6 protein-coding genes are annotated in these 14,992 nt (G+C 73.2%); all 6 read left to right on the top strand.

Annotation, left to right across the window (positions count from 1 at the left end; all coding sequences use genetic code 11):
• The first annotated feature begins 34 nt into the window (after nt 1-34).
• Complete coding sequence (locus HNR14_RS03485) at nt 35-1,411, top strand: hypothetical protein (RefSeq protein ID WP_179699905.1); 1,377 nt, start codon at nt 35-37, stop codon at nt 1,409-1,411.
• Nucleotides 1,411-2,697: an RDD family protein gene (locus HNR14_RS03480; protein ID WP_179699904.1), complete on the top strand. Its 1,287-nt coding sequence runs from the start codon at nt 1,411-1,413 to the stop codon at nt 2,695-2,697. The genes HNR14_RS03485 and HNR14_RS03480 overlap by 1 nt, the downstream gene beginning before the upstream one ends.
• A complete protein-coding gene (eccCa, locus tag HNR14_RS03475) occupies nt 2,694-6,662 on the top strand; it encodes a type VII secretion protein EccCa (protein WP_179699903.1) in 3,969 nt (1,322 codons plus the stop codon). The genes HNR14_RS03480 and eccCa overlap by 4 nt, the downstream gene beginning before the upstream one ends.
• Before the next feature lie 136 nt (nt 6,663-6,798).
• On the top strand, nt 6,799-7,935 hold the full coding sequence (locus HNR14_RS03470; RefSeq protein ID WP_179699902.1) for a protein kinase domain-containing protein: 1,137 nt from the start codon (nt 6,799-6,801) through the stop codon (nt 7,933-7,935).
• Nucleotides 7,932-13,967, top strand: a complete 6,036-nt coding sequence (locus HNR14_RS03465) for an Ig-like domain-containing protein (RefSeq protein ID WP_179699901.1) — start codon at nt 7,932-7,934, stop codon at nt 13,965-13,967. The genes HNR14_RS03470 and HNR14_RS03465 overlap by 4 nt, the downstream gene beginning before the upstream one ends.
• Before the next feature lie 55 nt (nt 13,968-14,022).
• On the top strand, nt 14,023-14,988 hold the full coding sequence (locus HNR14_RS03460; RefSeq protein WP_021764679.1) for an AAA family ATPase: 966 nt from the start codon (nt 14,023-14,025) through the stop codon (nt 14,986-14,988).
• The last annotated feature ends 4 nt before the right edge of the window (nt 14,989-14,992 follow it).

Raw genomic sequence — 14,992 nt, 5'->3', positions numbered from 1 at the left:
TGAACACGATCTCGACTGAACCGTGCCGACGGGCGTGACCGAGCGGCGTCGCCTCGCGATCGTCGACGGTGCACGCGTGCACGAGATCGTCGTCCCCGCGGGCACGCTGCTCGAGACCGCTCTCGACGGGATCGGCCTCCGCCTGCAGGCCGGACAGCAGGTCCTCGTGGAGCGCACGGGACGCGAGGTCGCGATCGACCAACCCGCGTGGCGGCTCGACGACGGCGCCCTCCTGTCGGTCGTCGACCTCCGCGACCGCCCGCAGCCGAGCAAACGCAACGCCACCGCATCCGGTGCAGCACTCACCACCGAGACCGTCGCGTGGTGGATCCTCGGAGCCGTCGGCGTTCTCATCAGCGCGCTCGTGCTCGGGGGCACGGACGCCCTCCCGGCCGACCTCCGGATCGGCGGCGCGCTCGGGCTCGGACTCGCCGCGCTGATCGTCGGGATCACCTGGTCGGTGCGCACACGCGACGGTGCGGCAGACCCGGCAGCGACCGCGGCGTCGACCCCCGCCGCAGCCCTCGGACCGCTCGCCCTCGCCTTCGCGGCGGGAGCGGCGGCTATCCCGTCGTCCGCCCACAGCGTCCCCCTCGTCGTCCTCACCGGCCTCGCCGCCGCTGCGGTGCTCGCCGCCGTCATCGCCCTCGTGGCCTCCTCCGAGCAGGTGCGGGACTCCGCGGGTGCCGCCGCCGTCGTGCTCCTCATCCTCGGGGCGATCTGGGCCCTCGCCCTGCTGCTCGGGATGCCCGCGCAGGGCGCTGCGGCGATCACGCTCGGCGCCGCGCCGGTAGCGTTGCGCGCCCTCCCGACGATGCTCCTCGACGTGCCGCCCGGGATGTTCATCGACTACCAGCGCTACCAGTCGACCCGGTGGGCCGTGCGCGAGCGCGTGCCCGAGCCGGGGGAGCCCGTCACGCTGACGGGTGCGCGGCGCATCGCGGGCCAGTCGACGGCGCGGCTGCGGACGGCGACGGTCATGCTCGCCGGGATCGCGGCGATCTCCGCCCCCCTGGCATTGGTCCCACTTCAGTCGGCCGACCCGTTGCGGTTCTGGGGCCAGCTCGTCCTCGCAGCGACCGCCTCCCTCGCTCTCCTCCTCGGCGCCCGACGGTCGTCGGTGCGGCTGCTGCGCTGGGTGCCCCGCGCCGCCGCGATCGTGGTCGTGCTCTCCGTCGTCGTGGCGGCGATCCTGGCCTCCGGTGCCCTCGGCCTGAGCGTCGCCGCCGCCGGGCTGCTCGTGATCGGGATCGCGACCTCCGCCGTGCTCGTCGCCGTCGGCCGCGGAGCGAGCTCGCTGTTCTGGTCCCGCCTCGCCGACCGCGTCGAGGCGCTGTGCGTGGTCTTCGCGCTCCCGGCCGGCCTCGTCGCCGCCGGCGTCATCGACCTGATGAGAGGGGTGATGGCGTGATGAGCGCTGTCTCGTGCTGGAACTGCGGGCAGACGCTGCCCGACGGGACGGCCCGTTGCCCGTCCTGCGGCGTCCCGCAGGATCGCCGCCCCGCTGCGCCCGCCACGGGAGGCACGCCCGTCACCGGAGGCGCGCCTGCCGTCGGCGCGCTGCCCGGGGCGACTCGCGCCGTCGCTCGTGACGCCTCCCCGCTCGGCCCGGAGTTCGCCGGGAACCCGGCCGCCGTCGGCGCGCGCCTCGCGGCCTTCACGATCGACGTCGTCGCAGTCGCCGTCGTCGGCGTCGCCGTCGCGCTCCTGACGCGTTCCGCCGTCCTGACCGCCCTCGCCGTCGTCGAGCTGGCCGTCGGGCTGCTCGTCCTGCAGGCGCGCACCGGCCTCGGCCTCGGGAACGCCCTCCTGCGCCTGCGCGTCTCGCGCAGCGACGCGCCCTTCTCGCCGGGGCTCGGTCGCGCCTTCGTGCGCTCGTTCCTGACGGGCGCTGGCTCGCTCGTCCTGGGGGTCGGCGCGTGGGTCGTCGAAGCCTCGTCGGCGTGGGACCGCGGCGCGAGGCGCCGCTCCTGGGCCGACCGAGCCGCGGGGACCGTCGTGGTCGCCGTGCCGCGACGCGTCACGACGGAATCCGCAGCCCCGGCCGCGCCGTCGATCGTCGCGCCTCCGCTGCCGGGCGGCGTCTCCTTCGACCTCTCCGAGCAGGTGACGGTGCTGCCCGGAGCCGCACCCGCCATCGCTCCCGCGCCGTCGGCCGCCCCCGCGGCGCCCTCCGCACCGGTCCTCGCCCCGCCCCAGGTCATCCCGTCCCGCGACGTTCGCGGGGTCGTCGGCGACACCGGGCGATCCTCCGACACGGGAACCGGGACGGGAACGGGGACCGGCACCCCCGGCGCTCCCGGACCCGTTCCCGTCGAAGCAGCGGGAGGCGTCGTCGGCGGCGAGACCGGCGGCGAGCTCCTCCTGATCTTCGACACGGGACAGCGCGAGCAGCTTCCCGTCCCCGTCGCGGTCAACCTCGGTCGCGCTCCCGCAGGAAGCGAGCCCGGCGACCGGCTCGTCGTGGTCCGCGACCCCGAGCACACCGTGTCGAAGACGCACGCGCGCCTCGAGCATTCGTTCTCGGGCACGTGGATCACGGACGGTGGCTCGACCAACGGCACCGAGCTCCTCGACGAGACCGGGGCCTCCCGGCGCCTCGAGCCCGGCGTCCGGACCCTCGTCGAAGACGGCGTCCGCGTGCAGCTGGGCAACCGCGTCTTCACCATCAGCAGACTTCTCGGAGGTGCGTCATGAGCGCTGGTCCCCGGCTCGCACCCCCGCGCGTCCCCGGCGGCAAGATCGTCGTGCAGGCGCCGCCGGAGCTCGTTCCGAGCGAGAGCGGCGGCCTCATCACGTCGCTGCTGCCCATGCTCGGCAGCATCGGCGCGATCGTCATGGTCACGATCTCGAACGCCGGGCCGACCGGCTTCATCACCGGCGGCATGTTCCTGCTGTCCTCCCTCGGCTTCGTGGCCGTGAACGGCTGGCGGCAGCGATCGCAGCGCACGTCGCAGGTGCTCGGGAGTCGGCGGGAGTACCTGGCGTACCTCTCCGAGCTGCGCGACACCGTCCGCACGGCGGCCCGTCAGCAGCGCCGGTACGGCAACTGGGTGAACCCGGCGCCGTCGGCGCTCCCGTTCATCACCGAGGACCGCACGCGCGTGTGGGAGCGGATCTCCTCCGACGAGGACTTCCTGCTCGCCCGCATCGGCGTCTCGGACCAGCCGCTGTGCGTGACGCTCGAGGCCCCCGAGCTGCCGCCGCTCGCGCAGCTCGACCCGGTCGCGGCCTCCGCCGCCCACCGCTTCATGCTGACGCACGAGGTGCAGCCGCGCCTGCCGCTGGCCGTGCCGCTCACCGACTACTCGCGGGTGGAGATCACCGGCGGCGACGAGAACGCCGTCCGGTCCCTCGCCCGCTCGATCCTGCTCGGGATCGCCACGATGCAGTCGCCGGACGACGTGCGCATCGCGGTGCTCGCGGGCGACGGCCAGCTCTCGCAGTGGGAGTGGGCCAAGTGGCTCCCGCACGTGCAGTCCGTCCGCGTGGAGGACCGGCTCGGCCCGGCCCGCGCGATCTCTTCCTCGATCGAGGAGCTCGCCCGGATGCTGCCCGCCGAACTGCGCGAGCGCCCGCGGTTCTCGCCGGGGGCGAAGGCCGCTCCGCACGTCATCCTCGTCGTCGACGGCGCACGGGTGCCGGCGGGCGATCCGCTCGTGGGCGGCGACGGCGTCGCCGGGGTGACCGTCATCGAGCTGCCGACCCGCTGGGGCGCCCTGGAGGACGCGGACGTGCTCCGGCTCGCGCTTCCCGGTGATCCCTCAGCGCCCGCCGACCGGGCCGAGGCCATCGACCTCCAGTCCGACACGCGCGTGTTCACCCCGGACACCGTCTCGGTGGTCGAGGCGGAGGCCACCGCACGCCGGTTGCTGCCCCTCTACGCCGGGCCGGTCGCCGCCACCGACGGCGGCACCACCCGGGCGCAGCTGGAGCTCGTCGAGCTGCTCGGCCTCCCGGATGTGCGCGAGGTCGACCTCGACCGCGCCTGGGCGGGGCGCCTGGAGCGCGACCGCCTGCGCGTCCCGATCGGACAGGACACCGACGGCGCCACCCTGGTGCTCGACCTCAAGGAGGCCGCGCAGCAGGGCATGGGACCGCACGGCGTGCTCATCGGCGCCACCGGTTCCGGCAAGTCGGAGGTGCTCCGCACGCTGGTGCTCGCCCTCGCGCTGACGCACTCGCCCGAGCAGCTCAACTTCGTGCTCGTCGACTTCAAGGGCGGCGCGACCTTCGCCGGCATGGCGGGGATGCCCCACGTGTCCGCCATCATCACGAACCTCGGCAGCGAGCTCGCCCTCGTGGACCGCTTCCAGGACGCTCTGCAGGGCGAGGTGGTGCGGCGGCAGGAGCTGCTGCGCGCGGCAGGCAACTTCGCGAACGTGTCCGACTACGAGAAGGCGCGCCGCAACGGCCGCACCGACCTCGAGCCCCTCCCGGCGCTGCTGATCGTCGCCGACGAGTTCTCCGAACTGCTCGCGGCGAAGCCGGAGTTCGTCGAGAGCTTCGTGAGCATCGGCCGCGTCGGCCGCTCGCTGCAGATCCACCTCCTGCTCGCCTCGCAGCGGCTGGAGGAGGGCAAGCTCCGCGGCCTCGACACCTACCTCTCGTACCGCATCGGTCTGCGCACGTTCTCCGCGGCCGAGTCGCGCACGGTCCTCGGCGTCCCGGACGCGTACACGCTGCCGCAGGAGCCGGGCGTCGGCTACCTCAAGGCCGACACCGAGTCGATGACGCAGTTCCGCGCCGCCTATGTCTCCGGTCCGCCGAAGACCCGCCGTCGTGCGGGCGGCGGCGACGGCCCCGTGACGGCGACCGCCGCGGACGTCGCCCTGTTCACGGCGGCCGCGCAACCGCTCGAACTCCCCGAGTCCGCCGAGGCTCCGGTCGTGACGACGTCCGTCGAACCGGTGGAGGAGCGCAGCACGTTCCAGATCGCGGTCGAGCGGATGAGCGGCCGCGGTCCTGCGGCGCACCAGGTCTGGCTGCCGCCGCTGCGCGATCCCGAGCCCCTCGACCGGCTCATGCCCGACCTCGCGGTCGACCCGGCCCTCGGGCTCGTGTCGCCGTCGTGGCGCGCGGCGGGTTCGCTCACCGTCCCGCTGGGCGTCGTCGACGTGCCGCTCGAGCAGCGGCGCGAGCAGCTCGTCGTCTCCCTCGGCGGCGCGGGCGGTCACGTGGCGATCGTCGGCGGACCGCTCAGCGGCAAGTCCACGCTCGTCAGGACCCTGGTGGCGTCCCTCGCCCTCACCGGAACGCCGCTCGAGCTGCAGTTCTACGTGCTCGACTTCGGCGGCGGCAGCTTCGTCGGCATGCAGCGGCTGCCGCACGTCGCCGGCGTCGCGACCCGCACCGAGGAGGAGTCGGTGCGCCGCACGGTCGCCGAGGTGGAGTCGATCCTGGATGCCCGCGAGCTGTACTTCCGCCAGCACGGCATCGACTCGATCGACACCTACCGGCAGCGCCGCGCCGAGGGATTGGTCGACGACGGCTGGGGCGACGTGTTCCTCGTCGTGGACAGCTGGTCGACGCTGCGGACCGAGTACGAGGCGCTCGAACCGCGCATCCAGGCCATCGCGGCGCGCGGACTCAGCTTCGGCGTGCACCTCGTCGTCACGACGAACCGGTGGCTCGAGATCCGCTCCAGCCTGAAGGACCTGTTGCAGACCCGCGTGGAGCTGCGCCAGGGCGACGCGAGCGACTCCGAGATCGACCGGAAGGCCGCCGCCAACGTGCCGGCCGACGCCCCCGGCCGCGGTCTCGCGCCGAGCAAGCTGCACATGCTCGGCGCCCTGCCGCGCATCGACGGCTCGGGCGACGCGTCCCGGCTGGTCGACGGCGTCGACGACCTCGTCGACCGCGTCTCGAACGCCTGGCGCGGGCCGGCCGGCCCGAAGCTGCGGCTCCTGCCGGAGGACATCTCGCTCGACGAGGTGCGCGCCCAGGCGCCCGCGGGCGACCGCCGGCTGCTCCTCGGCGTCGACGAGGCCCAGCTCGCCCCCTTCGGCATCGACCTGGCCGCCGAGTCGCACCTCTACCTCTACGGCGACTCCGGGATGGGCAAGTCCTCGTTCCTGCGCGGCATCGTGCAGGAGATCGGCCGGCTCTACACCCCGGAGCAGGCCAAGATCTTCGCGATCGACTACCGGCGCGCACTGCTCGGCGAGATCCCGAGCGAGTACCTCGGTGCGTACATCACCTCCCACGACCAGGCGATGTCGGGCGTGGGCGAGCTCGCCCAGTTCTTCTCCGGCCGCCTCCCGGGCCAGGACGTGACGACCGAGCAGCTGCGGGACCGTTCGTGGTGGAAGGGCGCGGAGGGCTTCGTGATCGTCGACGACTACGACCTCGTCGCGACCAGCCAGGGCAACCCGGTGGCCGCTCTGCGCCCGCTGCTCGCCCAGGCGGCGGATGTCGGCCTCCACGTCATCATCACGCGCCGCACCGGCGGTGCGAGCCGCCAGGCGTACGACCCGATCATCCAGGGCTTCACCGACCTCGGCGTCACCGGCATCATTCTCGGCGGCAACCCCGAGGAGGGCGCCCTGATCGACCGGGTGAAGCCGATCCCGTCGGTGCCGGGACGCGCCCAGGTCGTGAGCCGCGAGCGCGGTCTGTTCTCTGCCCAGCTCGCCCTCCCTGCGACCCGAACGGGGCGATGATCCGGCGGATGGAATCGAATAGGCTGGTGAGGACGCCGGGGTTCCGGCGGCCCTGTGACCAGACCGGGGCCGCACGATCCGGTTCGTCGGGGGAGAGGACCGTGATGCCCGGTCGTAACGAGCGGAGGGCCGAGGCGTGAGCAGACGAGCCATCGCCTCCCCGCCCGTGCTGCCCGGGTACGCCGTCATCCGCCCGCTCGGATCCGGCGGCTTCGCCGACGTCTTCCTGTACGAGCAGGACCTCCCGCGCCGCGTGGTCGCGGTCAAGGTGCTCGCCGCGGAGGCCGTCAACGACGAGACCCTGCGTGCGTTCAACGCGGAGGCGGACATCCTCGCCCGGCTGAGCGCGCATCCCGCGATCGTCACCGTGCACCTCGCGAGCATCTCGTCGGACGGCCGTCCGTTCTTCGTGATGGAGTACTGCCCCGACACGATGAGCGCACGGCTCCGGCGCGACTCCCTCGCCTTGACGACGGTGCTCGAGACCGGTGTGCGGATCGCGGGCGCCGTCGAGACCGTGCATCGTGCGGGCCTGCTGCACCGTGACATCAAGCCCTCCAACATCCTGATCACGGCGCTCGGCTCGGCCGTGCTCGCCGACTTCGGCATCGCGGCGGCGGACGACGAGGACGGCGACGTCGCGATGTCGGTCCCGTGGTCGGCGCCGGAAGTCCTGCAGGAGACCACCAACGGCACGATCGCCAGCGAGGTCTGGAGCCTGGCGGCCACCGTCTACACCCTGCTCACCGGGCGCAGCCCCTTCGAGTCGGACCGCCGCCAGGCGAACACGCGCGACCTGATGACGGGCCGCATCCTGAAGGCCGTGTACACGCCGACCGGCCGCGACGACGTCCCGCCGCGCCTGGAGGAGGCGCTGCGGACCGCGCTGTCGAAGGATCCGTCGCGCCGGTTCGCGTCCGCGCAGGCGTTCGCCGAGGAGCTCCGCTGGGTGCAGTACGAGCTGGGCATCCCGCCGACCGCGATCGAGGTCGCCTCGCCCGAGTGGGCGCGCGCCGCGGGACTCATCGACCTCGACGACCGCGATCGCCGCGGCCCCGTCGTCTCCACCGTCAACCCCGACTCCCGCCGCGCGCAGCGCGAGGCCAAGCAGGCCGAGGCCGCGGCGGAGGCCAAGCGCGACCGCGACGGCCTCGTCGTGCGCGAGCGCCGCTGGGCGGGCAACCCGATCGTCCCCGCGCTCATCGGCGCCGGGGTGGCGGTCGTCGCCGTCGTCGGCGTGGGCGTCGCCCTGATCGCGGGTGGAGTGCTGTGAAGCAGCGGGCACCCCAGCGGCGCTTCGGCCGCGTCGCCGCCGTGACCGCGGTCGTCGCGGCCATCGCGCTCGTCGTGACCGGCGCCGTGATCGCGCAGGGGTACGACACCCAGAAGTCGGAGGCCGTCGAGAGCTCCGTGTGGGTGACCAAGGCGTCCGGCCAGTACGCGCGCGTCGACACCGACCTGAAGCAGCTCAGCACGGTGCGGGATGCGGAGGATCCGAGCGGCGTCGTGCAGCACGGCTCGCAGGGCATCGTCTTCACGCAGGGCTTCCGCCAGGCGTGGGACGTCGATCCGGCCGATCCGAAGGCCCTGGTGGAGGGGTCGTCGGCGGCGGCCGCATCCACGTCCTCGTCCGGATCGTCGGGCGGCTCGACCGGCGCCTCCACCCCGAGCGGCACCCGGCAGGTGCTCTCGAACGGCGACTGGGCCGCGTACCTCACCGACGCGGGCACGGTGTACGTGCAGCAGCTCTCGGCGCAGGGGTCGGCGGGCAAGCCCGTCCCGATCGACCCGCTGCAGCAGGAGCAGACCTCGAAGGGGGCCGAAGGCTACGTCGCGACGGCCGTCGCCGTGGGCGCCGACGGCACCGTCGCCCTCTACTCGGCGAAGGAGCGCGCGGTGCGCGTCTACGACGCCGCCCGCGGCACCTGGACGGGCGACGCCGCGAAGCTCGCCTCTCCGCCGCCGGCCTCGGCCAAGGTCGCGCTCGCCCTCGCGGGCGGCACCTGGGTGCTCGCCGCCCCCGCGCAGAGCAAGGCGTGGATCGCCGGCCGCGATGCCGCGGTCGACGTCCGCCTCGGCAGCGACGCGATCGCCGGGAGCACCTCCGACGACGGCACCGCCTACTTCGCCGACGGCTCCGGCCTCGTGTCGGTCCAGGTGCGCAGCGGCCAGTCCGGTCGCACGCTCGACGCGTCCGGCACGCCCGCCGCGCCGACCGAGGTGGCGGGCACGGTGTACGGCGCGTGGCTCTCCACGACGGCCGGTCGCCTCTGGTCGTCCCGCGACGGCGCGAAGGCGCTGGACGTGCCCCAGGGCACGCTCGAAGACGCCCGGTCGCTCGCCCCGCAGATCCTGAGCAACGGCCAGCGCGCCGTCCTCGACGAGACCGAGTCGGGAACCCTCTGGACGATCCCCGACGGCACGCTCATCCCGCCGTCGCAGTGGAACGCGGACGACGAGAAGAAGACGCAGGAGACCGAGACCACGACGCAGGTCGAGGAGGTCACGCAGGAGATGCCGCCGGTGGCGCAGCCGTCGAGCTTCGGCGTGCGCGCGGGCGCGACCGCCATCCTCCCCGTGCTCCTCAACGCGCACTCGCCGGTCAAGCGCGCCGTGCTGACGATCGTGCCCGACTCGCTCGGCGGTGGCCTGAGCGACCCGGGCTTCGGCGACCTCTCGCTGACGGCCGACGATCAGCAGCTCGCCGTCCACGTGCGCGCACAGAGCGGCACCGCGACGTTCAGCTACGTCGTGACCGACGGCCTCATGCAGTCGCAGCCGGCGACCGTGACCCTGCACGTCGTGGCGGACGCCGACAACGGCGCCCCGGCCTGGTGCGGCATCGAGAACTGCATGCAGACCTGGCCGACCGTGTCGCTGGCGCCGGGCGGCACCGTCTCCGTCCCCGTCCTCTCCGCGTGGGTGGACCCCGACGGCGACCCGATCGCCCTGGCCGACGCCCGCAAGACGGACGCCGCCGCACCGATCCGCGTCGTCGCGACCGCCGACGGGCACGTGGCCGTGCGCCACACCGACCCGAACGCCGGCGCCGGCACGTACGCGGTGACGGTGACGGTGGTGGATGCGCGCGGTGCGCAGACGACGAAGGAGCTCGTCGTCTCCGTCGCGGCCGATCCCGCCCTGACGACGGTGCCCGCCGCGGTGGTCACCGGTGTCGGCGAGCCGCGCACCGAGGCGATCGCCGACCACGTGGAGGGCGGCTCCGGCTCGTACCGGCTCACCGACGCCGTCATCACGACGGGCGACAAGGACAACGCGACGGTGACGCCGAACGGCGCGGCCGGCACCATCCAGCTCACGGCGAAGGCCGCCGGCGAGTACTTCGTCGGCTACACCGTGCAGGACGCCCAGACCAAGGCGGAGCAGACCGGCGTGCTCCGGTTCAGCGTGGTCGCGGGAGGCCGCGCCCTCACCATCCCCCCGCTCGTCGCGTTCGCCCGGGCGCAGGAGGACACGACCCTCGACGTGCTCCCGGCGGTCCAGAACACCTCCGGACGCGTCCTCGCCGTGCAGTCGGTGACGGCGGACGACGACCGGCTCTCGGCGAGCGTCGTCGACAACGCCCAGGTGCGCGTCAGCGGCACCACGGCGGACGGACGGCCCGGACGCATCGGCACCGCCACGGTCACGATCGGCGACGGCGCCGGGCAGACCGTGCAAGGCGAGATCACGGTCTTCCTCGTCGACCCCGCGACCGGCATCGGGCCGATCGCGCGTCCCGACGCCGTGACGGTGCGCGCGGGCACCCAGGTGGACATCCCGGTCACCGCCAACGACATCGCACCGCGGGGCGAGCGCCTCGTCCTCGCCTCCCAGATCGAAGGGTCGGGCGCCTCCGGCGAGCTCGTCTTCGCCGCGGGGGACACCGTGCGCTATCTCGCGCCCACGAAGGCCGGGGTCTACACCGTCCACTACTCGGACTATGTGGAGTCGGATCCCAGCCGCCTCGACTCGACGGAGATCACCGTCACGGTCGTGGCCGACGGAGCGAACCGCGCCCCGGAGCCGTCGACGCTCACTGCTCGCGTGCGCGCCGGCGGGACCGTCACCCTCGCCATCCCCTCCGCCGGACAGGACCCGGACGGCGACGCCACCGTGCTCTCCTCGCTCTCCCAGCCCAAGGCCGGCTCCGGCGCCGCGACCATCGGCGCCGACGGCCGATCGGTGGTCTACACCGCGCCGGGCGGCGGCGTGAGCGGCGGCCAGGTGTCGTTCGGCTACACGTTGCGCGACCGGGCCGGCGCCACCGGCGACGGCGTCATCCGCATCGCCGTGCTCGGCAGCGCCGATGCCGACGTCGCGCCGATCACCTACAGCGACGCCGTGCGCACGGTCAAGGGATCGAACACGCCGCTCACGGTCCAGCCCCTCCTGAACGACCGCGACCCCGCCGGAGGGACGCTGAGCCTCGTCTCCGTCGTCCCGAACGCCCCCGAGCTCCCCGGCTCGAGCGAGTACAACCGGCTGAAGGGCTTGATCGCGTCCGGCACCGACCTGAAGTCGGGAACGGTCCGACTGCTCCCGGGCAGCGTGGAGGGCGTGCAGTCGTACATCTACACGGTGAAGTCCTCGGCGACCTCCAGCACCGCGCAGGGTCTCATCGTGGTGACCGTGACGGCGGAGGCCGCGACCGACGTCCCGGTCGTGACCGACACCGTGGTCGGCACCCGCGACCGCGGGGAGCTCGCCACCGGCATCGACGTCGTCGCGGGCAAGACCGTGTGGAGCTCCGGCAGCATCTCCGACCTCACGCTGGCCGTGTGGGGTCCCGCGGCCTCGTCGTACACGGTGAAGGGCCACCGGATCAGCGGGCCGGTCCCGCGCGACGGCGCCCTCGTGCCGTTCTCGCTGACCGGCACCGACCAGACCGGGCGGAAGTCCGTCGGCTACGGCTTCCTGCGCATCCCGGCGTTCGACGACATGCGCCTGCAGCTCGCCGGCGGCCTCCCCGCCTACAAGGTCGGCGAGGAGCAGTCCGTGTCCATCCCGCTCAAGGAGGCCGTCGACCTCGCCTCCGGCGACGCCCTGCAGGTGCGCGACGACAGCACCTTCGCCGTGCAGCGCGCGAACGCCCGGTGCACACCCGCCGGCGGCTCGACCGCGTCGTACGCGGCGGGCCGGGAGGCGCCGTGGACCGACACCTGCACGGTGCAGGTGCGCCTCGCCGGGCAGAGCACCTGGACGGCGCTGCCGGTCCCGGTCGTCATCCAGCCCAAGAGCCCGCAGGCGCAGCTCAACTCCGTCAGCCGCACGGTCGCGCCCGGCGCTTCGCAGACCATCGACCTGTACGCCGACCTGACCAGCTGGGAGGGCGGCCGCGTCGGCGACCAGGGCGCCCTGGATTACTCCATCGTCTACTCGGGGACCAACTTCGCCGTCACCCAGTCCGGTCGCACGTTGACCGCGACGGCGCGGGCGGACGCGCATCCCGGAGCCCGCGAGACGGTGACCGTGAAGGTCACGTCGTTCGGCGGGCTCACCGCCAACGTGACGCTCGTCGTGGGGGCCGCACCGCCGGACGCGCCGCGCGCCGCGACCTTCACCCAGTCGTGCTCCGTGAGCAGCGGCCCCTCGTGCGCCGTCACCGTCATCGGCGTTGCGGGGGAGTACGACCCGTTCCAGGGCAAGCAGGGCTCGGGCCTCAAGCTCGTCGGCCTCGGCCAGACCAGCTGCGCGGTCGCCGCGATCTCCGCCACCGGCACCACCGCGATCACCGCCACCTGGCCCGGCGGACCGAAGCCGGCCGGCGGCAGCTGCATCGTCCCGTACACCGTCGCCGACGCGCAGGGCCGCACCGGCGGCGGCACCCTCACGCTCGACGTCCAGGGCTATCCGGCGCAGCCCAGCTCGGTGACGACGACCGGCTTCACGGGATCGAGCGTCACACTGCTCGTCACCCTCGGCGAGGCGGCCCTCGCGCACCCCGGGCTCCGCGGTGTGGCGATCTACGAGAACGGCCAGCAGGTGCCGTCGAGCTGCGCGGCCGGCGCGGCGGGCACGTACTCGTGCACCGTCGGCGGCCTCGTGAACGGGCAGCGCCACACCTTCACCGCCCGGGCGGTCAACGCGGTGGGCGAGTCGCTCGACACGACGCCCGTGCTCACCTGGGCGTACCAGCCTCCGGTCATCAGCGGCGGCAGCAGCAGCACCGTCTACGACCCGGCGCGCACGAACGCGACGCAGGGCGTCATCTCGCTGGCGATCCAGTCGAGCGACGACACCAGCGGGTTCCAGATCAGCATCGACGGCAACCCCGTCGCTCAGATCCCGCGCAGCGGAGCGACGACCACCTGGACGGGGACGGCCTCCCCGGGATCGCGGAACGTCTCGGTCACGCCGGTCAGCCAGTTCCAGCCGCCGCTCGGATCGGGCAACACCGGCTCGGTCTGGGCGCAGTCGGTGCAGGTCTCCGGGTCGCCGATCGTCACGTCCAACGGGTCCCTCGTCGCGTCGTCGAACACCGCGCTGCAGCTGAAGGACGTCGGGGTGGACGCGAACCACAGCGCCAAGGGCGTCAGCGTCCTCTACGCCGTGTGGCGGGAGGGGTCGCCGCAGCCGTCCTGCTCCATGGACGGCAACGGCATTCCGGTGATGCCGGGCGGTCAGGCGTCGAACAACTTCGGCGGGCTGCAGGAGTACACCAAGTACTTCGGGCAGGCGTGCGCCGCGAACGGGTTCGGCGCCGTCTCGACCGGCGTGCAGCAGGCGTACACCTTCACCGTCTCGCCCGGCGGCCAGGGCGTCACGTACACGGTCGGCGTCGACCCGTCGCGCACGATCACCTCCGGCGCCTTCACCAGCGGCTACGAGTTCCTGAACGTGACCGCCCCGAACGTGCCGCAGCGCAACCTCTTCGGTGTCTTCTACCGCATCAACGGCGATCTGACCTCGACCTTCTCGCTCTCCCGCGACGTCGACCCCGGTCACATCACGTACAGCTACTGCTTCCTGAGCAGCACCAGCGCGTGCGGAGCGGAGGCCGACGTGACGTCGACGACCATCCCGACGACCGTCACCGTGAACGTGCCGACCGACTGCACGGCTGCTCCGACGAAGGACGACATCGTGTTCTCGGGCGCGGTGAAGTCGGCCAATGCGTACACGATCACCATCACGAACGACACCGCGACGCTGACCGTGAGCTACAAGATCACTTTCACCGGCGCCTACGCGGCGCTCGGCGAACGGACCCTGACCCGGTGCGGCGTCGCTGCCCCGACGAACCCGAACCCCGACCCGGGGACCGGCGGCGGAGGCGGCTCCGGCGGCGGGGCCGGCGGATGAGCGACGCCATGACACCGAGACCGACACGACCGCGAACGACGACCGAGGAAGACGCATGACCATCACCCCCGAACAGACCGCCTGGTTCCAGTCGACCTTCGCCCAGCTCGTGGAGAACGTCGAGCAGGCGGTGCTCGGCAAGCGGCACATCGTCGAGCTCGTGTTCGCGACCCTCCTGAGCGAGGGCCACATCCTGCTCGAGGACGTCCCCGGCACGGGCAAGACGGCGCTCGCCCGCGCCCTCGGCCAGACCATCCGCGGCACGTCGACGCGAATCCAGTTCACCCCCGACCTCCTGCCGGGCGACGTCACCGGCATCACGGTCTACGACCAGAAGCGCGGCGAGTTCGAGTTCCACACGGGCCCGATTTTCGCCAACGTGGTGCTGGCCGACGAGATCAACCGTGCCAGCCCGAAGACCCAGTCGGCGCTGCTGGAGGTCATGGAGGAGGGCCGCGTCACGGTCGACGGCGTCACCCGCCCCGTCGGTGTGCCGTTCGTCGTGATCGCGACGCAGAACCCGGTGGAGCAGGCCGGCACCTACCGGTTGCCCGAGGCGCAGCTCGACCGGTTCATGATCCGCGCCTCCATCGGCTACCCCGACGACGCGTCGACACTGCGGATCCTGCAGGGCGCGATGCACCCGCGCCGCGAGGTTCCGGAGATCGTCGACGCCCAGCTGATCGTGACCATGTCCGACCTCGTCGCCGGTGTCTACAGCAGCCCGCTCGTGCTCGACTACATCATGCGGCTCATCGCGGCCACCCGCCGTGCGAGCGAGGTCAAGCTCGGCGTCAGCGTGCGCGGCGGCCTCGCCCTCGCGCGCCTCGCCGCGACCTGGGCCGTCGCGCACGGGCGCAGCTTCGTCACCCCCGACGACGTGCGCGACCTCGCCCTCCCGGTGCTCGCGCACCGCCTCGTGCTCAACCCGGACGCGGAGTTCGACGGCGTGACCGCCGACGCCGTGATCGGGCAGATCCTGCTGGACGTCGAGGCGCCCGTGGAGAACGGAGCGGCCTGAGGCG

Origin of the sequence: Leifsonia naganoensis (assembly GCF_013410615.1) — a bacterium.
Lineage (GTDB): Bacteria > Actinomycetota > Actinomycetes > Actinomycetales > Microbacteriaceae > Leifsonia > Leifsonia aquatica.
The sequence above is the reverse complement of the archived record's forward strand: the minus strand, read 5'-3'. Positions and strand labels throughout refer to the sequence as shown.

What these genes read in the sequence shown, in the direction of transcription:
- eccCa (WP_179699903.1), top strand. Translation starts at nt 2,694, where the DNA reads ATGAGCGCTGGTCCCCGGCTCGCACCCCCGCGCGTCCCCGGCGGCAAG.
- HNR14_RS03480 (WP_179699904.1), top strand. Translation starts at nt 1,411, where the DNA reads ATGAGCGCTGTCTCGTGCTGGAACTGCGGGCAGACGCTGCCCGACGGG.
- HNR14_RS03460 (WP_021764679.1), top strand. Translation starts at nt 14,023, where the DNA reads ATGACCATCACCCCCGAACAGACCGCCTGGTTCCAGTCGACCTTCGCC.